The organism is Ruegeria sp. AK4, assembly GCF_056541025.1.
The window spans coordinates 239543-259372 of the sequence record NZ_JBQFXS010000005.1 but is presented as its reverse complement, the minus strand read 5'-3'; the positions used below and the strand labels follow the sequence as shown (position 1 = coordinate 259372).

Annotated in this window: 15 protein-coding genes and 1 tRNA gene; 10 read left to right on the top strand and 6 right to left on the bottom strand. The window is 56.2% G+C overall.

Translation table 11 applies throughout. From position 1 onward, the window contains the following. Positions 1-78 precede the first annotated feature (78 nt). A complete protein-coding gene (locus ACR0EZ_RS11800; protein ID WP_480613230.1) occupies positions 79-1362 on the top strand; it encodes a hypothetical protein in 1284 nt (427 codons plus the stop codon). Between the two features lie 45 nt (positions 1363-1407). On the opposite strand, the gene pip is transcribed toward ACR0EZ_RS11800, so the two are convergent. Further along, complete coding sequence (pip, locus tag ACR0EZ_RS11795) at positions 1408-2364, bottom strand: prolyl aminopeptidase (RefSeq protein ID WP_480613228.1); 957 nt, start codon at positions 2362-2364, stop codon at positions 1408-1410. 237 nt (positions 2365-2601) lie between these two features. Here pip and ACR0EZ_RS11790 point away from each other — a divergent pair, with 237 nt between their 5' ends. Continuing rightward, entirely contained in the window at positions 2602-3573 is a 972-nt protein-coding gene (locus ACR0EZ_RS11790; protein WP_170660735.1) for a TRAP transporter substrate-binding protein DctP, read from the top strand. A 367-nt stretch (positions 3574-3940) separates the two neighbouring features. Here ACR0EZ_RS11790 and ACR0EZ_RS11785 read toward each other — a convergent pair whose 3' ends face one another. Continuing rightward, positions 3941-5074 carry a patatin-like phospholipase family protein gene (locus tag ACR0EZ_RS11785; RefSeq protein WP_170660734.1) on the bottom strand — a complete coding sequence of 378 codons (1134 nt, stop codon included), beginning with the start codon at positions 5072-5074 and terminating at the stop codon, positions 3941-3943. A 190-nt stretch (positions 5075-5264) separates the two neighbouring features. Here ACR0EZ_RS11785 and ACR0EZ_RS11780 point away from each other — a divergent pair, with 190 nt between their 5' ends. Next, entirely contained in the window at positions 5265-6410 is a 1146-nt protein-coding gene (locus tag ACR0EZ_RS11780) for an efflux RND transporter periplasmic adaptor subunit (protein WP_480613226.1), read from the top strand. Positions 6411-6425: 15 nt separating this feature from the next. After that, a complete protein-coding gene (locus tag ACR0EZ_RS11775; protein ID WP_170720343.1) occupies positions 6426-9560 on the top strand; it encodes an efflux RND transporter permease subunit in 3135 nt (1044 codons plus the stop codon). Between the two features lie 439 nt (positions 9561-9999). Here the strand turns inward: ACR0EZ_RS11775 and terL are convergent, their stop codons facing one another. Genes terL through ACR0EZ_RS11760 form a run of 3 tightly spaced genes read right to left on the bottom strand, consistent with a single transcriptional unit; the run spans position 10000 to position 13286 of the window. Further along, complete coding sequence (gene terL / locus ACR0EZ_RS11770; protein ID WP_480613224.1) at positions 10000-11478, bottom strand: phage terminase large subunit; 1479 nt, start codon at positions 11476-11478, stop codon at positions 10000-10002. Continuing rightward, positions 11465-11899, bottom strand: a complete 435-nt coding sequence (locus ACR0EZ_RS11765; protein WP_480613222.1) for a DUF5681 domain-containing protein — start codon at positions 11897-11899, stop codon at positions 11465-11467. Before ACR0EZ_RS11765 ends, terL begins: the two co-directional genes overlap by 14 nt. Beyond that, a complete protein-coding gene (locus ACR0EZ_RS11760; RefSeq protein WP_480613220.1) occupies positions 11892-13286 on the bottom strand; it encodes a site-specific DNA-methyltransferase in 1395 nt (464 codons plus the stop codon). Before ACR0EZ_RS11760 ends, ACR0EZ_RS11765 begins: the two co-directional genes overlap by 8 nt. 460 nt (positions 13287-13746) lie before the next feature. Here ACR0EZ_RS11760 and ACR0EZ_RS11755 point away from each other — a divergent pair, with 460 nt between their 5' ends. From ACR0EZ_RS11755 to ACR0EZ_RS11745, 3 genes are read left to right on the top strand one after another with little or no spacing between them, the layout of a single operon-like run. After that, positions 13747-13977 (top strand): DUF3489 domain-containing protein, encoded by a 231-nt coding sequence (locus ACR0EZ_RS11755; protein ID WP_480613218.1) that lies wholly within the window; start codon positions 13747-13749, stop codon positions 13975-13977. Beyond that, positions 13974-14390 carry a DUF2924 domain-containing protein gene (locus ACR0EZ_RS11750; RefSeq protein ID WP_480613216.1) on the top strand — a complete coding sequence of 139 codons (417 nt, stop codon included), beginning with the start codon at positions 13974-13976 and terminating at the stop codon, positions 14388-14390. The genes ACR0EZ_RS11755 and ACR0EZ_RS11750 overlap by 4 nt, the downstream gene beginning before the upstream one ends. Continuing rightward, the gene (locus ACR0EZ_RS11745) at positions 14387-16066 is read left to right on the top strand and encodes a recombinase family protein (RefSeq protein WP_480613214.1); all 1680 of its coding nucleotides are present in this window, start codon (positions 14387-14389) and stop codon (positions 16064-16066) included. Before ACR0EZ_RS11750 ends, ACR0EZ_RS11745 begins: the two co-directional genes overlap by 4 nt. A 375-nt stretch (positions 16067-16441) precedes the next feature. Here ACR0EZ_RS11745 and ACR0EZ_RS11740 read toward each other — a convergent pair. After that, positions 16442-16531, bottom strand: a tRNA-Ser gene (locus ACR0EZ_RS11740). A 203-nt stretch (positions 16532-16734) separates the two neighbouring features. On the opposite strand from ACR0EZ_RS11740, the gene ACR0EZ_RS11735 reads away from it, so the two are divergent. The 3 genes from ACR0EZ_RS11735 to tmk are packed head-to-tail and all read left to right on the top strand — an operon-like array spanning position 16735 to position 19829. Further along, positions 16735-18030, top strand: coding sequence for an SPOR domain-containing protein (locus tag ACR0EZ_RS11735; protein WP_480613212.1), 1296 nt, complete (start codon positions 16735-16737; stop codon positions 18028-18030). Positions 18031-18045: 15 nt separating this feature from the next. Continuing rightward, on the top strand, positions 18046-19206 hold the full coding sequence (locus ACR0EZ_RS11730; protein WP_480613210.1) for a D-alanyl-D-alanine carboxypeptidase family protein: 1161 nt from the start codon (positions 18046-18048) through the stop codon (positions 19204-19206). Then, positions 19203-19829, top strand: coding sequence for a dTMP kinase (gene tmk, locus ACR0EZ_RS11725; protein WP_480613208.1), 627 nt, complete (start codon positions 19203-19205; stop codon positions 19827-19829). The genes ACR0EZ_RS11730 and tmk overlap by 4 nt, the downstream gene beginning before the upstream one ends. The last annotated feature ends 1 nt before the right edge of the window (position 19830 follow it).

The window sequence follows — 19830 nt, the reverse complement described above, 5'->3', positions numbered from 1 at the left end:
CTACGTGTATGATGATATCAAGATCGGCAATGCAAGCCAGCGGGTCGAGGCACAATCTATGGCAAAAAGTTCAGCGCGATGAGTGGCTCAGACAAGCCAGCGGGTTCAACGGGGAAAAAGAACCGCGCGTACCTACTTTGGGGTGGCATTGCGGATTCCTTGTCCGATATTCTCGCCAGCCCGAGCATTGTGCTTCCATTTTTGTATCTGGCGCTTGGGGCTCCCCAATTTCTCGCGGGGCTGCTTCTTCCATGTGTAAAGGGTGCTCGTATTGTTGCTGAAGCCGTGATGTCTCCGTATGTGCGCGTGGGGGAACGCTCCAAAAAGGCGATGATCCTTCCCAACCTTGTCATTGCTTTGGTCCTAGTCGTTTTGGCGTTGTCGGGTGCGGCACTTCCCAATGGGGTCGTCATGGTGCTGTTTGTGCTGGTCGCCTTGGTAGTTGGCTGTTGCTACGGAATCTGGGCCTTGGGCAGTAACCACATCTACGGGTCGGAACTCGAAGACGAAGAACGAGGGCAGATCATCTTCACGCAACTGGCACTAAGTTGCATCATAGCGATAGTCCTCGTTTGGGCCACACGAGCGCTGATGACAGGAGAAACTCCGTTCGAGCGACATCGTGTTTTGCTTTGGTTGGGTGTGCTGGCACTTTTGGTTTCGTGCTTTTGCATGTTTCGACTTGTACTAACGAAATCGCCCGAAGAGGTTAGCAATCCGGAGGCTTCCGAGGAGAAAGAGACCTTTTTCAATCAGGTTTCGCGGGGTTGGTCCCTGGCGCTCCAATTTGCCTGGTTCCGCCGCTTCCTCGTCGCGCGACTTTTCTTTTTGTCAGTCGAACTGGCGACGCCATTCTACACAATTCATGCGGCTACATTTCACCTGTCTACTCCGCACATCCTGAGTATCTTCGTTACGGCAACAAGTGCTGGACGCGCACTTGGCGCGATCTTGTGGCGCCGGGTTGTTCGCAAGTCGATCCGCTACACAATCGCTGGCGCGTCTATGATCGCTTGCCTTTCGGCGCTTATGGCGATTGGATTCGACCTGTTCGGCCTGGCCAGCAACCCCTGGGTTTATGCCACAACGATCTTTTTTCTGTCCTTTGGAATCGGTGGGGAAACTGAAGGACGGTATTTGTATCTGCTTTCGATGTCCTCTGACACTAATCGCCCATATATGGTCGCGCTCGCAGACGCGGTGGCAGGTATAGGCGGGATCATTTTCGCTGCGGTGCTTGGACTGGTGGCGCAAATCCAAAGCGTCCTGTTTCCATTGATCGTTCTGGCCGGGCTTAATGCTATTTCTGTCTATCTTGCCCTGTCGCTGACCGAGAAACCGGAAAAAACGCCCTCAGGGTAATTCGTCCGTGCTGAGAGTTGAAATCTGTCGTCAGCTAAAGACAGGTTATTGCGACTGCAGTGCTTTGTTCGCTGCGGCGATGATGGCATCGGCAAGGGGGCCATAAAGGGTTCCGTGCAATCCACCCGGCACAATAACGAGTTCTGATCGAGGCAGGGCCCTATGCAGACGCCAAGGTGTCCACAAAGGAGCCGAGAGATCGAGCCGGCTGTGGATAAGATATGTCTTTAGATCAGCGAGTTTGGAGACTTGCTCTAATAATGGCGTGTCGAGCCAGGCAAGGTTGCGAAAGTAGTGGGTGACGACCCTTGCGAAACCAAGCCGAAAGCGTTCGTCATCGTAAGATAAATTGGGCTCTACGCGGGGGTCCAAGCTTACTACGGCGGCTTCCCATGTGCACCACGCGAGCGCGGCAGCGGACCTCAAGCTTGCGTCCTCACCCATCAGAAGATCGTTGTAAGCGGCTGCAATTTCAATCCCGTCGTGAGCTTCGGGTACTAAAGCATGGAACTGTTCATGTGCCTCGGGCAAAAACCGACGGGCTCCAAAATAGAGAAAGTCGAGGTCTTCGCTGGATGTCATTGCCACCGCCGCAAGGATTAAACCGTTCACCCGGTCCAGATGTTCCAGCGCGTAGGCCACGGCAAGCGTGGTACCCCATGAAGAACCATAAATGTACCAGTTCGCCAGCCCCAAACTTGCGCGTAATCGTTCAAGATCATGGATCAGGTGTTTTGTCGTATTCGCCGTGAGGCCATCCACGCTGTCGCCCGCGTGCGGCTTGGAGCGCCCCGCCCCTCTTTGGTCAATTGTCACAATGTGCCAACGTTCCGGATCGAACAACTGAACCATTTGCGGACGCGTCCCACCGCCGGGCCCTCCGTGCAGCAGCACAATAGCTGGCGCATTTTCGTTACCGAATGTTTGCCAAAACACAGAGTGGCCATCTTCTTCTGGTAAAACACCAGAGAGCAGAGGCAGCGAAGGATGATAGAGAGCCATTACGCTGTCATACACTGCTTTAGGAAGCCTCGATAGCTCGATGCACCCCGTCGCCGTGAAGCTTCTTCTCAGCGCGACAAAGCTTGCCCATTTCTTACGTCTGCCGGCGTTTCTAACTGTATTCGTATTGATCGCGAGATTTGCGTGGTTTGCGATTGGCGTGATTTTACAAGGCGCCGCTTGAAACCTAGGATAGAGAGGACTGGCACCAAAGTATCCATACAGGAGAGTGTTGTTATGAGAATGCTATCGGTAGCTACAGCTTTTGCTTGTATGATGTTTCTTCCTGTGGCGGCGCTTTCGCAAGTAAGTATGAGTGTGTATTCGGATACGCCGTCCACGCATCCGAAATCTAAACTGCTGGCGTCCTTGGTGACCCAGATTCGGGACCGAACCAAGGGGCGGATCAAAGCCGAGTTCTTTAGTGCAGAATCGGGTTTGTTTCCGAATGAAGACACCGCACTGGACGCCTTGGTCAACAATCAAGTTCAGATGGTCTGGCCTCCGGTGGCGCGTCTTGAACGCTTTGCCCCCGAATTCATGCTGCTGACGCTTCCGTATAGCATCGACTTGTTTGCCATTCGCGATGCAAAAGGCCACGCGGCGCTAGTAGACGACCTTTCAAACCGGCTTCACAATGTGGGCCTGGACATTTTGGGTCTAGCCCCGGCCGGATACACTCTGTTTGTGAGTAAGAACCCTCTGACCAGTGTTGACCAGCTGCCGGGAAAGATCGTCCGCGTACCAGGGTCGCCAATGCTGACGGATTACCTGGAAGCGATTGGAGCGAAAGGCGTCAACTTTCCAGCGCCTGAGTTGCCAAAGATCCTAGGAGACAAGAGGGTAGATGTCGTTTTAACGTCTTTCGCCGGATGGAACCTGATTGGCCCAACCGATGGGGAATATGTATTGGTTGATCTTGACATGCGCGTCGGGTTTTACGGTGCCGTATTAAACGATGACTGGCTCGCTTCGCTCGGTGAACGCGACAGACAAATCGTGATTGAAGAAGTGTCAAACACCTTAGCCGCGCGTTGGTTGCAACTTGAAGATGAAAGAGTTGCATTCGAGGAGCAAATGCGCGCGGTCGGCACGACATACACAGAAATCTCAGGGGCAGATGCGGCGGTCCTCAAAACTGCGGCAGACGCTATCAGGAGTGACTACATTGAACAATCGCCGGAGTTCATTCAAAACTATTTGAAGTGAGTGACCCAAGGCGTGTGTCTCTGATCTTATCCTTGCAAGCGTCCAGCTTGTACTTACGCAAACCAAAGGTCTCGATTCCTCAGATCATCGAGTAAAGGCCATGGGTTCTGAGTCTAGCGCGCTATGTAACTCCGATGACGAGCGATCTTCCGGTGTATCCGTCCTCTTTGCTGATGATCCAGCCCAAACTTCAATTATTTTTGGCGTTCACGAACGACCGGAGTTGATGCAGATATATATATTGGAATACCCGCTCGTATTTGGCTTGCCGAATAGTCAAACGACAAATCGCTTCCGGACCCACCTGCCAATCAAAGTGCCCCATAAAAACCCAGAGTTTTCGGTATCGAGACATGTGTTACTGAATCTAGTTGGTGAGCTTCTTCACAACTTTATCAATCAACTCAGTGTTTTCTTTGACATAGCGCTGGCCAGAGGCCCGAATCTGGTCGATATTTTCTTGTTTAGGATTGAACCCATTGACGCCTGTCACCGCGTCTGGTGACAGGAAATAGCTGTCTATATCAATGGACGACTCAAAATCCGCATGTCTTTGCAATGCGTGCGAACTGACCGTCGCTTCTCCGTTGAAAACCATATGCATCATAGGAAAGAACCACTTAATCAATCCGCCACCTTCGGCGGTCGCGGGTGATACAGGCTGTCGCAGCTTGCTTCCAAGCGCGACAACTACGAATTCCTGATGTTCTGGCAGGTTCGAGCGCGCGTGCAGATACGCGATTTCACCCGGAGCGTTCAAAATCATGGCAGCATCCCCAAGGAATTCCCCAGATGCATGTTCGCCCGAGAACGTAACCGCAGGAAAATAAACCGGAGCACTGGTCACCGCCGTTACAAGTGAATGTAGATAGATGTTGCCTTCTACAGTATCCCAGTTTCGGAACACTCTAAGTCCGTTCTCTTTCTGCGAATAAGACGGGAACATAGCCGGGCGCAGAAGGTCATTGAACCTAGTGTCACCAAATGCTTGTTCATACACTCTAAAGCGGCCCTCATTTGGGATGGCCGGGCCGAACAGACCATGGCCCGTCAGTATTTTATGATAAATAGGGATTCCCAGAATTTCTCTTGCATATTGCTCATAGTCCTCCAGCGCTTTTTCGGCCGTGATCGGTTGTCCGTTCTCCCCGCTGGGGCTGAACAACAGCGCGGCTATGATTGCTCCGGTCGATGATCCGGCTACAAAGTCAAAAAGTTCGTGTACAGGCTTGCCTGATTTCTCCTCAAGCGCCTTCAGAACTTCAAGCTCTGCCAGACCATATAAGGCGCCACCGTTCATCGCCAGTATGCGCACCCGCTTGGGATCGTCGGTACGCCATTCCAGCGGATCATCAAAGTCTTTTGTATCCGGCCAGCCTGGCAGTTCAGACTGGCTGTCGTAAAAGTACCTGCCATAGAAAAACACGCTTGCGGCGTAAATCAGCACAAGAGGGATCATACAGACCAGAACAGTTCCGACTATTTGAATGAGGCGCTTCATACGGTCCCTGTCTCGATTGAGAAGATAGTTCAGTCATAGCTGCCCCTGCCAATTCATCAACCGCGATCGGTGAAACGGTCAGGTAGGTTCACCAAGCGCGCGGTGTTCATTTCGCCATTCTCACTTTGTTCGGGTCGCAAGGCGCCAATGGAGGTCCGGCTGCCTGAATGATTGACTGACGGGCAAACCAATGCAACGCTCGCAACAGTTGTTTTCATACAAAGGTGGATTTGAGTTGATGCGAAGTGTTTGGTTCGTTCTGGCAACAGCTCTTTTGTTTGTTTCGGCGGCCGCTCATGCGCAGACTGATGCGACCCCACCAAGTGTGCTTGTCCTGAAGGCCCAAACCCAAAAATCAGGCATGACAGATTCCTATGTGGGCCGTGTCGAGGCGATCAGCACGGTGGATATCATGGCGCGTGTCGAAGGCACGTTAGATGCGCGAAAGTTCGTCGAAGGTGGGCTGGTCAAAACAGGCGATATCCTGTTTGAGATCGAACGAGATTCCTACCAGGCGCTGGTCGATCAATCCGCTGCGACGGTCAACGGCGCAAAGTCGACCGCAAAAGGCGCTGAGGTGGACTACGAGCGTCAGCTGGCCCTGCTGCAGCGCGACGATGTTCCGCAATCCACGGTTGACTCGGCACAGGCAACGCTTGGCGCGGATCAGGCTGCGGTCAGTAAGGCCGAAGCGGAACTGGAACAGGCGAAAATCAATCTAAGCTATACAACGATCACCAGCCCAATCGACGGTCGCATATCGAAGTCAAACGTCGACGTTGGCAATCTTGTTAGCTCAAACTCCGGCGTGCTTGCGACCATCACCAGCGTCGATCCGATTTATGTCAGCCTCTACGTCAGCGAGCGTGATCTGATCCAAAAGCGGCAGCAAGGACTGATCGGACAAAATACATCGACGCTGGGTGTTCGGCTGGAACTGAGTAGCGGGGCGACCTATGCGCAAAGCGGGCAGGTTACCTACATCAGCAACGAAATCGAAGCGGCAACCGACACGATTGAAATCCGTGCCACATTCGAAAACTCTGACGGTCTGCTGATCCCCGGACAAGTGGTGACGGTCACCTTCGACGATCCTAATGCCAAAGAAGTGGTTGTGATCCCTCAGACCGCCATCCAATTGGACCAAAAGGGTCACTTCGTGTTTGTTGTGAACAGCGACAACGTCGCAAAACGGCAGGATGTTACCTTGGGGGCACAAACTGGTCTTGACTGGGTGGTCTCTTCGGGCCTGCAGGCCGGGGACTTGGTCATCGTTCAGGGTCTGCAACGGGTCCGGGAGGATGAAAAAGTCACCCCGACCGAGAACCAATCCTAAGCGGTAGTCCTTAATATGCTATCCAAATTCTTCATTGATCGTCCGAACTTTGCCATTGTTCTGGCTGTGATTATGGTTCTGCTGGGTGCCATCGCGACCCGATTGGTACCCATCGCCGAATTCCCGTCAATCGCTCCGCCACAGATCCAGGTCACAGCGAGCTATCCCGGCGCTAATGCTGCTCTGATCCGGGACGCTGTGGCAACACCTATCGAAGAAGAAGTGAACGGAGTTGAGGGCATGATCTACATGTCCTCCTCGTCGTCGAGCGAAGGTACATACAGTCTGACAATCACTTTCGATATTAACACCGACCCGGATATTGCCGCGGTAAATGTGCAAAACCGCGTCGCGCTGGCCACAGCGCTTCTGCCCGAGACGGTGACTCAGCAAGGGATTTCCACCTCGAAGCAGAACAGCAACATGCTGCAGGTGATTAACCTGGTATCGCCCAATAAAACCTACGATCAACTGTTTCTGAGCAACTATTCGGCGGATTTCCTGCAAGACCCTCTCAGCCGCATCGACGGAGTGGGTGCAACAACGCAGTTTGGTCAGTTGAACTATTCCATGCGGATCTGGCTGAACACGGATCAGATGGCGGCCCTTAACATTGATGCCACTGACGTGGAAGCCGCGATACAGGCACAAAATATCGAAGCCGCAGCAGGGCAGATTGGCGCGGCCCCGTTCGACGATGAAACGACTGCGTTTCAGTTCACTTTGGATGCTCAAGGCCTGTTGGACGATCCAAAACAGTTCGAGAACATCATTGTTCAAGCGCAGGATGACGGCTCATTTGTGCGTCTTAAGGACATTGCCCGCATCGAATTAGGCGCTGAGAACTATTCCGCCATCGCCTACTACAACGGTCAGCCTTCCGCGATCCTTGCGATTTTTCAGGAAAGCGGAGCCAACGCAATCGATGTCTCTACAGCCGTACAGACCGAGATCGAAAAACTGGCCCAACAATTCCCCGATGATGTAGAATACATCCTTGCCTATGACGTGACCGACGCGGTGCGTCAGTCGATCGAAGAGATAATCACAACACTGGCCATAACAGCCGCCATCGTTGTTGCCGTGACCTTTGTGTTCCTGCTGAGCATACGCGCCACGATCATCCCAGCGGTTGCCATCCCTGTGTCCCTTCTGGGGACGATTGCTCTCATCTACCTGATTGGGTTTAGCGCCAATATGATCACTCTTTTTGCTTTGGTACTGGCCATCACTCTGGTGATTGATGATGCGATCATCATCATCGAAAACACCGAACGGATCATGGAAGAAGACGGTCTGGAGCCGCGCGAGGCAACGCTCAAGGCCATGTCGCAGGTTACGCGACCGATCATCGCAACAACTTTTGTTCTGGCCGCCGTGTTCATACCGGTCTGCTTCTTTCCGGGCATTACCGGCCGCATCTACCTTCAATTCGCCCTGACAATCACCTTTGCCTTCACCCTTTCTGCAATAAACGCCCTCACGCTAGGCCCGGTACTGTGCGCTCAGTTTCTAAGTCGTAAAACCGGGCATCCCAAAGGGATTGCCCGCATCATACCCAAAGCGATCAACCGATGCCGGGATGTCTATGTGGCACTGGTCAGGCTCACGCTGAGGTTCAAGGCCCTGTGCCTGATCCTATACGCTGGCGTTGTGGCCGGAACCGTGTATCTGTTCCTGCACACACCCACCGGGTTTATCCCGCCCGAAGACAACGGCGTTCTCTTTGCCAGCATTACCCTGCCCGATGGTGCATCGCTTCAGCGCACCGAAGAGGTGTTGCTGGACATCGGCGAACAGGTCAAAGAGCACCCCGGAGTTGCTTCGGTGACGTCGGTTGCAGGGTTCAGCCTGATCGCCGGGGACAAGTCAAATGTAGGTATGTTGGTGATGCTTCTCGATCCATGGGACGAGAGGAAATCCAAGGAAACCCAGTGGTATAACATCATGTTCGCCTTGAACGATATTCTCGCGACAAGACCAGAGGCGACCTCGTTTGTTTTCCCACTACCTGCTATTTCCGGCGTCGGGCAGGCAGGCGGCCTGTCGGCACAACTGCTGGATCTGCAGTCCCATGACGTGCAGGAGTTTGATGCGGTTAAAAACGGCTTGCTTGCCGCATTGATGAAACAGCCTCAAGTGCAGCAGGCCTACAGCTCCATGTCAGCCAATGCACCCCAGTATTTCCTAGATATAGACCGAGACCGGGCCGAAGCGCTGCAAGTGGATGTTAGCAAGATTTTCACCGCTCTGCAGGCAAGTTTTGGGTCACTGTACGTGAACAATTTCGTGCGCGGCGGCCGGGTCTATTGGGTGGTCATGTCAGCAGATGCAAAACACCGGCAATCGTTGGATGAGATTGAAGGAGTGTATGTCAAGAATGCGTCAGGCACCGCGCTGCCGCTGCGGACATTCGTGACCGTCAAGCCGCAACTGGGGGCCGAGATCCTTTATCGCTACAACTTGTTCAATTCAGCGTCGATCAGTACCCAGCTGCAAACGGGGGTCAGCTCTGGCGAAGGCATCGCGCTGGTTGAGCAGGTCGCCGCGAGCACCCTGCCCGAAGGCTACATCCTAGAGTGGACGGACGTATCACTGCAGGAGGTCCAAGCCGGTGACCTCGTTCTCATTATCCTGGCGCTTGCGGTGGTTTTTGCCTATTTGTTTATGGTCGCCCAATATGAAAGCTGGATTTTGCCCCTTGCGATCATGGCGTCCACTATCTTTGCGGTTCTGGGCGCGCTCATTCCGCTGCAATTCATCCCCAACATCAACAACAATATCTACGCACAGATTGGGATCGTTCTGTTGATCGGCCTCGCCGCAAAGAAGGCCATCATGGTTGTCGAATTTGCCCATAACATGCGGCGCAATGAAGGCATATCTATTGATGATGCGGCGATCAAGGCCGCCCACATGCGGTTCCGGCCGGTCACGATGACGGGCCTATGCTTTATCATGGGCGTGCTGCCGCTGATGCTGGCCAGCGGTGCGGGCGCGGCGGGCCGGGTGTCTATCGGCTATCCAGTCTTTGCAGGCATGATCATCGACAGCACCCTCGGCCTTCTTATGATACCGGTATTGTACGCAGTGTTCCAAAGTCTGTCAGAGCGTTTGCCGGGCAATCCGCGTACAGCATGTTCAAAGTGAAAGCAATTCGGCTCAGAGGAGCGTAAAGAACGATGGCCTGGAAACAGGGGTGTCCGACAACTGGCCCTAATACTTGGATGCGGCCGGCGTCGGGTCTGCTGGTTCTCGCTTTGCGTCAACCGACTAGAGACTGAGCGATACTGTAAATCACTTTTTCACTTAATTACTTTGTCTATCCACCGACGAGAGTAATCCAATATTGTTGTATGTATATGCCAAGTAAATGTGGTTCTCTGATGAACAAGAACGCAATTTCGCGGTTCCGTCACCCACTTTCAGTTGATCGCACATTTGGCAATCTGAAGGTCCGCTTCGATGCCAGCACAAAGAGTTGTTGGCACCTGCAGCGAACTTCCGGTTTCCGCCCTTCGGACCCAATGACCAAGGTTTCGCTGGGCGGTTCTAGGCCGACTACCGGCCTCGAACTTTGGTTTCTGTTCTACCGCCGTCTGATCCGCTCGCGACGGCGCTCGCGACGTTCGATGTTTATCTGATGATCATGGCCTAGCGCCCGATAGAACCCCACTCCCTTGGACCAGTTCACAAAGTGGGCAAAGCTGTCGACCTGATCGTCATTGCGACCGCGTGGAAAGGACTGCAGTTCGCGTTTGAACGTCGCCAGCCAGGGCGCGTCTGCAGGCAGGTACACCTTGCCCTCTTCGACAGGACCGCACGCGGACTGGAACCGGGTTTCCTTGTCCTTATCAGGTTTGACACGGTCGTACCGCCGGCGGTCATCACGAAACAACTCATCGAAAAGCGGTTTGCCAGAAGCGGCATCCTCGATCAAAACACGATCCGGATCCCAGCGACTGACAAGCTGCAGTGCCTTGGCTTTCAGGTCTGGGTAGTCCACCTGCCCACGCCAGACGTCGAGAAGGTACCACGCGTTTTCGCGGAACCCCCAAGTTGTGCAGACCGAGAAGTCGGACCTGGGATCCGCAGACATCCCCGTATCCCAGCTTTGAACGACAAGCTGATACCAGCGACGATCTTCGATTGTCTCATAGGTGCCGAACCACTCCCAGCGCAGCGGCGATCCGTCTGGCGCAATCGGGTTCTGTTGATACTGGCAATTGAACACAGCTGCGCCCATTTCACGACGCTTGGTATCCAGCGTGTTCTGATCCAGGCGCGACGGGCACAGGAGATCACCCGGTTTGCGGCGCATGACCTTTCCGCGCCCAAGAGGCACCGTCTCATGGTCTTCGGCGATGGCAGGCAGATTCAGATGCCGATAGGTCCCGCGTTCCAGCAGATAACCAGGCGGATCCATCTCGTGCAACCGTTGTGCAACCATAACCACACGCCCTTCGGCCGGGTTGTCAAAGCGCGACAGCAAGGTCCCCTCAATGAACTCCTGCGCCTTGATCAGTTCGGCCTCGGAGCCCGCATCTCCGGCTTTCAGCAGGTCATCGATGATGATGTAATCAGCGCCATGTCCAGTCACAGAACTGCCAATGGAGACAGCCTTACGGCTGCCTCCCTTTGTGGTGCGGATTTCTTCTGAGGTGTTGCCCTTTTTAGCCAAGACCGTTTCAGGGAACATTTCCCGGTACCAGCGTGCGGACATGATCCGACGACAATCCTCGGAATGCTTGCGCGCCAGATCCAACCCATAGCTGGCAACAATGTTCTTGGCGCTGGGGTTATGACCGAGAAGATAAGCGACATATGCAACGGCCACGGTGACCGATTTCAGGCACCGGGGCGGGATGTTGATGACCAACCGCTTGTTCTCGCCTACGCGGACATTGTCGAGCTCATGGCACATGGCCCGCACATGCCAGGCCGGATCAAAGCTGCGGTCAGTCCCTTGATGCAGCGTGTCAAACACACGCCACACAAAGGGAAAGAAATTATCCCGGCAAACCTCGCGAGCGGCTTGCAAGACCATTTGGGGATCAGGAGCCGTCATCTTCCGCCTCCTCATTTTCAGGACCACTGTCACTGTCCAGTTGGCTGGAAAAGAAATCCCGGAGGATTTCATAATCAACTGTCTCCGGCCCCTTCAAAGCAGCGCCATCCTGCTCGCACCCATCATCTGTCCCACCGAACAGATCGGCGTCGACTTTGAGAAGCGCCAACAACAATTTCGTGTCGCCCTTCAACGCACCGGCCGTGAACCGCTTGGCAATTGCCTCGGCCTTGGAAATCCGGGTTTCGTGGTTGCCCTCGCGGACTGTGATTTTGGTTTCCAGTTCGCGTTTCAGGCTGGCATTCACTCCTTTGGCACCTTTCGGCCGCCCTTTAGGATTGCCGGATCGGCCTTTCTTGAATTGGGTCGCTTTGGGCGGTTTGCCGTAGCCCACCTCAAACTCTCTCGTATCGTCAGACATGATCCGCCTCCTGCTTCGAGGTGGTGTCGCTGGCCGCAGAACGCGCATCGAACGTCTGGCCGGTCACCGAATGCACGGCGTTCTCACCGGTCATCTCCTGCCAACGGCGGATGGCGACATCGACATAGGCCGGGTCGAGCTCAATCAGCCGCGCCCGGCGTCCTGTTTTCACTGCTGCCAGCAAGGTCGCGCCAGACCCGCCAAAGGCGTCCAGCACAACATCGCCGCGATGACTCACATCCATGATGGCATCTGCCACCAAAGCTGTCGGCTTCACTGTGGGATGATCCGCAAGGTCCGCTTCGCGCCCTACCCCAAAGCTGTTCACCCCCGCATAATCCCAAACATTGGTCCGGTAGCGCCCGTGTTTGCCCAGTTCGACATTGTTGATATGCGGTGCACCGGGCTTCTTGAAGATGCAAACCAGCTCTTGCTTGGACCGATAAAGGCTGCCCATCCCGCCATTGGTCTTGTTCCAGACGCAGAGATTGATGAGATCAAAGCCACCTGCCTTGCCGGACGCAATCAGTTCTTCAATGTGACGCCAGTCCATGCAGATCATTGCGATGCCCCCATCCGGCAGACAGTCAAACAACCGACTGATCACCTCTGAAAGAAAGCCACGGAACTCGCTGTCCGACATTTCTCCCGACGCCATGGCAAATTCGCGATGATCGCCGCCGGTGCCGCAACGGACATGCCCATTGACCGGCACGTTGTAAGGCGGATCAGTGAAGACCATCTGTGGGGTCTCGCCTTTCAGCAAGGTGTCGTAGCTCTGGGTTTGCAGGGCATCCCCGCAGAAGATGCGATGATCTCCAAGAATCCAAAGGTCGCCCGGCTGCGTAATTGCCGGTGCCGCAGGGTCCGGCGTCTCAACAGTTTCTGCTTCAGTCTCCGTGGCCTCGCCTGCACTATCGATGATGATGTCAATCTCCGGCGTCTCGAACCCGGTGATATCCAGATCAAAGTCCAGCTCGCCATCAAGGCTGAGATCCATCAGCTCAGCAAATTCAATCTGCAGAGCATCTTCGTTCCAGTCGGACAATTCCGCCAGCTTGTTATCCGCGATGCGCAGGGCGCGTACTTCCGCGTCTGACAAGTGATCCGCGACAACCGTCGGCACAGACTTCAACCCCAGAGCCTTGGCGGCCTCATAGCGGCCATGACCCGCGATGATTGTGCCCGAACCATCCAACAGGATCGGTGTGACAAAGCCAAACTTGGCCACCGACGCTTTGAGCTTGTCGATATTCTTGGCCGCGTGCACGCGGTTGTTGTTGGCGTAGGGCTTGATCTGGCTGATTTGAGATTGGACGACTTTGTCCGCCATCCAGATCGGCGTGTTGGACGCCTTGGCGTCGCTCTGTGTTTTTTTGGCAGGCATAACCGCCTCCTTTCGTTTGACGCTCGTTAGCGTCGACAAGAAAGGATCGTGTTGGGAATTCGGAGAGAGCACGACTAGCAACTCTCCGGACCAATCGATCCGGTTCGTTGCCCCTTCGAATGCTCTCGGTCTTACTCCGCAAAAAAGCGGCGCCGAACGCTGCCTGGGAGATGTATTCACCTCCCCGTGGGACCTTGTCCCTTGCAGGGCTGGCTAGAATCTATGCGCGGGCTTTTGCAATTGCAACCCCCAAGCAAAAAGTAACCAATTAAGATTGTTGACGAATAATCGGGGGTACGGCAGCAGCGCCCCGCAAAACACACCCCTCCTGAGGCTGCCCCAGAAAGAGCTGGACTGTTGCTGTGAACCACGCATCACTGGATCCACGCCCGAGCCATTCGGGCGCTCCTCGGTACCGGGGTTTGGCATTCCGCCAGCCCCGGATCAGAGGAGACGATACATGTCCAAATCGAAACAAACCAAAATTGACAAGGTGCAAGCCTTGTTGCGTCGCCCAAGCGGCGCCAGCCTTGAGGCGCTCTGCAAAGCAACGGGATGGCAGCCTCATTCGGTCCGAGCGGCATTGAGTGGGTTACGGAAGAAAGGCGTCACAATTGAACGACGCGAATCCGACAAGCCACATGGTTTTTCCACATATCACCTCACAGCAAACAAGGGCGGCGAGTCATGACGAAGATCAGCGATGTCGCCGATCTCGCCGCCATGGGTCGATCGGATCTGGTCACGCTTTGGCAGCAACTGTTTGATCAACCCGCACCCGCCATGCTCAGCCAACCCTTCCTGCGCCGTTTCATTGCCTTTGAGATGCAGTCTCGCCGTCATGGCGGGCTAACCCGGCATGCCAAAGCCACGCTGGGAAAGGGCTGTGAGAAAAAGCCCCGGCCTAAATGCCCTACCCTTAAACCAGGCGGGCGCCTGCTGCGCGAGTGGAATGGCGTGACCCATATGGTCGATGTAACAGGGGATGGTTTTACCTGGAACGGTCGGTCCCATCGCTCGCTCTCGGCCATCGCCCGAGAGATTACCGGTGCGCATTGGTCAGGGCCGCGTTTCTTCGGACTCTCTGGCAAGGGGGCCAAATGAGCCCGCGCCGTAAAACCCGATGTGCCATCTACACGCGCAAGTCCTCAGAAGATGGTCTGGATCAGGACTTCAATTCGCTGGATGCGCAACATGAGGCCTGCGCGGCCTATGTCGCCAGCCAGCGGCACGAAGGTTGGACCCTTTTGCCAGACCGCTACGATGACGGTGGCCTGTCGGGCGGCACCCTAGAGCGCCCTGCCCTTCAGCGCCTTCTTGAAGAGATCGATGCCGGGCGTATTGACATGGTGGTGGTCTACAAGATTGACCGGCTGACCCGGTCGCTTGCCGACTTCTCTAAGCTGGTCGAACGGCTGGAACAGGCGAACTGTTCCTTTGTGTCCGTCACGCAGGCCTTCAACACCTCTTCCTCCATGGGCCGGCTGACCCTGAACGTGCTGTTGTCCTTTGCTCAGTTTGAACGGGAAGTCACCGCCGAACGTATTCGCGACAAAATCGCGGCGTCCAAGAAAAAGGGGCTTTGGATGGGTGGCAACCTGCCCCTGGGCTATGACCGCCACCCCGATCCAAAAGCAAGAACGCTGGTGGTGAACGAAGATGAGGCCAGAACGGTCCGGCATCTCTTTGGGCTTTATGACGAGCTGGGTTGCCTTCGCAAAGTAGAAGAACGGGCAACGGCAGAAGGACTGCGGTCAAAACGGGTTCTTCGGACAGATGGCAGCGTGAAAGGGGATTGTCCGCTGTCACGCGGCCAGATCTATTACCTGCTGCGCAACCCGGTTTATCTCGGAAAAATCCGCCACAAGGATAAGATCTGGGGCGGACAACATCCAGCGATCATCGACCAGGACATCTGGGACCGGGTGCAGGAAAAAATGCGACGGGCCTCCAACCGCTCCCGGGCACGTGATGGTTCCGATGAGCGCCAACACACCAATGACCCCGGGGCCTGGCTCACCGGTCTGCTGCAGGACGAAACTGGTGATCGGTTGACGCCAACCCATACAACCCGCACAGGCCGACGGTTGAGCTACTATATCTCCAACAGACTCATCTCGGGCGGAAAGGATATCTCCGGCTGGCGACTGCCCGGCCCTGCGCTGGAAAACGCTGTCATTGATGTCATCGTCAGACATCTGCAAGACGCCGCAATCACGCATCGAGTTCTGGCGCAGCCGGAGGCCGGGTCAGCCGAGGCAGTTCAGACTTCAGTTGCGGATTTAGTAACCCGGCTTCAACACCAAGGCGGTCAGGTCGGCGTTGATATTCTGGCCAGCGGTGGAATCGCACGAGGACACATTGACCTCGAATTAAACCCCAAAACTCTGGCAAGCGCATTTGGCACTGCTGCGGAGTATCTGCACCCGGACCTCACCCACGTCACCGCATCTTTCGATCTGCGCCGCCGCGGCGTCGAGGCCAAGGTCATCGCCGGAGATATGGCACCCCAACCTGATCCCCACCTCCGGTCCATGCTGATCCGCGCCCATGGCTGGGCCCGTGATCTGAAAGCTGGAGTTCAACTGATGGAGATTGCACGCCGCGAAAGCGTTCCCGGCGCATTCATCCGTACCCGTGCCCAGCTCGCATTTCTCTCACCGAAGATTCAGGCCGCGATTCTCGACGGCACCCAGCCACCCGAACTTACACTCAAACGTTTGGTCAGCGTGACCCACCCACTTGATTGGTCCGAACAGGAACGCCTGTTCGGCTTTTGATAGCTCCAGATCCTGCGTCCCTGATACAGGGTTCGCCCTCCCTGATCCGGCGGAACAATTCCCTGTTCCCACGAGAAAATTCCCTGTTCCACGTTTTAGGGAATTTGCAACATAAACCTCTGGAAAACATACAGTTCTTAAGTGAGGAATGACGGAACTCAGAACTGTTTTGCAGAAATTCCCTGTAAATTGCAGGTTATCAGGGAAATCCAGCCCAAAGCGACCCCGCCAAAATGCGGCACTGAGACTGCGGCCGGAATTGCGCTTTGAATGTACAGTCTGCTCCGTCTCTGATTGAAAGCGCACGCGCCAACTCGCAGGAATTGCGGCACAATTCCGGGTCAGAAAACACAACTGAAGTGAGACAGGTATGAGTGGCGGGGAGACAGGGATTCGAACCCTGGGGACGCTCTCACGCCCAACGGTTTTCAAGACCGCCGCATTCGACCACTCTGCCACCTCCCCGCGTGGGGCCGGGTCTAAGGCCAAGTTGGTGCAGAGGCAAGTCGAAATCGGGAAATCTTGCCGAAGGCCGCGCGGCAGTCTTTCCATGGCTCCGCAGCCGCGTTATGATCCCGAAATAAGACCGTATCAGGCTGGCATGCAGAACCAGTCGGTTGGCGGCGGGGCTCGGGAAACGCAGCCCCTTCAGGCAAGGGATGACACAGATGAAGCGAGCGACTGAGACAGGCGCAAAACCGCGAGGACTGGCTATTCTCGCCGTCACCCTGACGGTATTGTCGGGGTGTGATGAGGCCGCATTATCACAAAGCGATACCGAGGCACCCGACGCCGCGGGAGACAGCAATAAAACCGAGCTTTTACCCAGTGTCTCCAAAGCCTCACAGCGCGATATTGAAGCGCCCGAGGTATTTGAGGTGTCCGAGGCCGGGCTTTGGGACGGGCGGCCATCGCTTGGCGGCATCTGGGTGGCGCATCCCGATGTGGACCAGCCTGAACGAGTGGTGATCAAGAACGCCGCGAATGACAAAACTGTGGTCGGCGCGCTTTTTCGGCGCGAACGGAACCTGCCCGGACCGGCCCTGCAGGTGTCGTCCGCCGCCGCCGAACAACTTGGGATGCTGGCGGGCGCGCCGGTCAAGATTCAGGTCGTCGCCCTGCGCCGCGAGACGATTGAGGAAACTCCGCCCCCTGCAGAAGACACCGAGACCCAAAATACTGAAGCTGAAGACGTAACGGATGAGGCCACCGAAGTGGCCGAAACCGAAACGGAACAACCCGCGAAACGAAAATGGTGGCAAAAGAAGGAACCGGCGGCAGGTGCCGCTGTTGCGACCGGAGCGGCGGTTGCTGCATCCGACGAGGCCCCGACGGAAGCGAGCGAAGAAACTGCAAGCGCTGACGCCGATACCTCTGCCAAAGAGCCTGAGGAAACGGAAGCGGCCGAGACGCCGGCCAAGCGCAAATGGTGGCAAAAGAAAGAGCCCGCGACTGCCGCAGCCGCGGGTGCAGCCACGGCGGCCACCGCTGCGACGGTCGAAACCGCCAGTGCCGCGACCGAAGTGGCCAGCGCGGCTGCAACCCCTGCCCTGACAGATGCGCCAGTTGAAGCGCCCGCCGAAAAGCCCGCGAAACGGAAATGGTGGCAGAAGAAAGACCCGAACGAGATCACCGAAACGCCGCTTGATCCCATCGAAGGTGCCGCCGCCGCAATCGAGGCGTCGGACCCAACGCCCGTGGCCGCTACGGCTCCGGCGGCGACATCTTCGCTGTCGAAACCCTATGTGCAGATCGGGACCTTTGGCGTCGAAGTGAATGCAAACAGCGCGGCTGAAAAGATCCGCCGAAACGGAATGGCCGCCGAGGTGCGCGAGTTAGAGACCGAGGATAAGACCGTCTGGCGCGTTCTCGTTGGCCCCGCCACAAACCGGGCCGAGCGCCGGGCCATGCAGAGCGATGTGAAAGACCTGGGCTTTTCCGACGCGTTCACCGTGTCCAACTGAGATAGGAGGCGATCTATGCTGTCCTCACTGCGAAATTCCGTTCTGGCGCTGGCACTTTTGGCGGTACCGGCCCAAGCGTTCGACACTTCGGCGCGTGCTGCTTATGTGATGGACCAGACGACCGGCACGGTGCTGCTGTCCAAAGACGCGGATCAGCCGTTGCCGCCTGCCTCGATGTCCAAGCTCATGACGCTTTACGTGGCGTTCGAGGCGCTGCGGGACGGGCGGCTGACACTCAGCGAAACCCTTCCAGTGTCGCAACACGCCATGAGCTATGGCGGCTCGACCATGTTCCTGAATACCCAGGACCGCGTGACGGTCGAGGACCTGCTGCGCGGGATCATCGTTCTGTCGGGCAATGACGCCTGTGTGGTCATCGCCGAAGCGCTGAGCCCCGATGGAACCGAGGCCGGGTTTGCCCGCTACATGACCCAGCGGGCCAAGCAGATGGGCATGGACAACTCGAACTTCGCCAATTCCAACGGCTGGCCCGCCGCAGGTCATATGATGTCGGTGCATGATCTGGCCGTTCTCGCGGACCGCCTGATCAGCGATTTCCCTGAATACTACCCGCTCTTCGCCGAGGAAGAGTACGAATTTGACGGGCGCGCGCCATCGAACAAACGCAACCGGAACCCGCTGCTGAAACTGGATATCGGCGCGGATGGCCTGAAAACCGGCCACACGCAAGAGGCCGGGTATGGCCTTGTCGGCTCGGCCAAGCAAGGCGACCGGCGGGTGATCTTTGTGCTTTCGGGCCTCGACAGCACCGGCCAGCGCGCAGAGGAGGCTGAGGCCGTGGTTAACTGGTCGTTTCGCAATTTTGTCGAGAGGACAGTTGCCAACGCGGAAACGCCGATAGCCGAAGCCAAGCTGTGGATGGGTGAGAAAAGCACCGTCGGGCTGGTGCCCGAGGGCGACCTGTCCGTGCTGTTCCCGGTTCTGGGCACGCAAAATGTCGAGGCCGAGGTGGTCTACGAAGGCCCCATCAATGCGCCCGTGGCAAAGGGCCAGCAACTGGCCGAACTGGTGATCAAACCCGAAGGGCTGCCGGAAATCCGCCGCCCTCTGGTCGCGGCTGAAGATGTGGCCCTTGGCGGCTTTCTGGTGCGGATGATGACCGTTGGCGGGATCGTTCTGAAAGACGTGATCAATACTCCGCTGGAGTCGATGTGACGCGCCCGGGGTTGTTTCTGACCTTCGAAGGCATTGACGGTTCGGGAAAATCCACACAGGCGCGGATGCTGGCGCAGCATCTGCGTGAGGCGGGTCATGAAGTTGTGCTGACCCGCGAACCGGGTGGTTCAGCCGGGGCCGAGGAAATCCGCAGGCTTGTGCTGGAAGGCGATCCGGACCGCTGGTCGGCGGAGACCGAGATACTGCTCTTCACCGCCGCTCGCCGTGACCATATGGAACGCACGATCGAACCTGCGCTGGTCGCGGGGAAGGTTGTGATCTGCGACCGTTTTGCCGACAGCACCCGCATGTATCAGGGCCTGTCGCGCGGTGATCTGCGCGGGGTGGTGGACCAGTTGCACAGCCTGATGATCGGGCGCGAGCCGGATATAACTCTGCTGATCGACATGGACCCCGAAACCGGCCTGTCCCGCGCCAAGGGCCGGCAGGGCACCGAAGAACGGTTCGAGGATTTCGGCCCGACCCTGCAACAGAACATGCGAGCCGGGTTTCTGGCTTTGGCCGAGGAGTTTTCGGACCGTTTTCGCGTGATCGACGGCAATCGGGACATGGACAGTGTCGCCCGGGATGTGACAGACATCGTCATGGCAGCCCTGCGATAGA

What these genes read in the sequence shown, in the direction of transcription:
- ACR0EZ_RS11745 (WP_480613214.1), top strand. Translation starts at nt 14,387, where the DNA reads ATGAGCCCGCGCCGTAAAACCCGATGTGCCATCTACACGCGCAAGTCC.
- ACR0EZ_RS11785 (WP_170660734.1), bottom strand. Translation starts at nt 5,074, where the DNA reads ATGAAGCGCCTCATTCAAATAGTCGGAACTGTTCTGGTCTGTATGATC.
- pip (WP_480613228.1), bottom strand. Translation starts at nt 2,364, where the DNA reads ATGGCTCTCTATCATCCTTCGCTGCCTCTGCTCTCTGGTGTTTTACCA.
- ACR0EZ_RS11790 (WP_170660735.1), top strand. Translation starts at nt 2,602, where the DNA reads ATGAGAATGCTATCGGTAGCTACAGCTTTTGCTTGTATGATGTTTCTT.
- ACR0EZ_RS11750 (WP_480613216.1), top strand. Translation starts at nt 13,974, where the DNA reads ATGACGAAGATCAGCGATGTCGCCGATCTCGCCGCCATGGGTCGATCG.
- ACR0EZ_RS11780 (WP_480613226.1), top strand. Translation starts at nt 5,265, where the DNA reads ATGCAACGCTCGCAACAGTTGTTTTCATACAAAGGTGGATTTGAGTTG.
- ACR0EZ_RS11755 (WP_480613218.1), top strand. Translation starts at nt 13,747, where the DNA reads ATGTCCAAATCGAAACAAACCAAAATTGACAAGGTGCAAGCCTTGTTG.
- ACR0EZ_RS11775 (WP_170720343.1), top strand. Translation starts at nt 6,426, where the DNA reads ATGCTATCCAAATTCTTCATTGATCGTCCGAACTTTGCCATTGTTCTG.
- ACR0EZ_RS11760 (WP_480613220.1), bottom strand. Translation starts at nt 13,286, where the DNA reads ATGCCTGCCAAAAAAACACAGAGCGACGCCAAGGCGTCCAACACGCCG.
- ACR0EZ_RS11765 (WP_480613222.1), bottom strand. Translation starts at nt 11,899, where the DNA reads ATGTCTGACGATACGAGAGAGTTTGAGGTGGGCTACGGCAAACCGCCC.
- ACR0EZ_RS11730 (WP_480613210.1), top strand. Translation starts at nt 18,046, where the DNA reads ATGCTGTCCTCACTGCGAAATTCCGTTCTGGCGCTGGCACTTTTGGCG.
- ACR0EZ_RS11735 (WP_480613212.1), top strand. Translation starts at nt 16,735, where the DNA reads ATGAAGCGAGCGACTGAGACAGGCGCAAAACCGCGAGGACTGGCTATT.
- terL (WP_480613224.1), bottom strand. Translation starts at nt 11,478, where the DNA reads ATGACGGCTCCTGATCCCCAAATGGTCTTGCAAGCCGCTCGCGAGGTT.
- ACR0EZ_RS11800 (WP_480613230.1), top strand. Translation starts at nt 79, where the DNA reads ATGAGTGGCTCAGACAAGCCAGCGGGTTCAACGGGGAAAAAGAACCGC.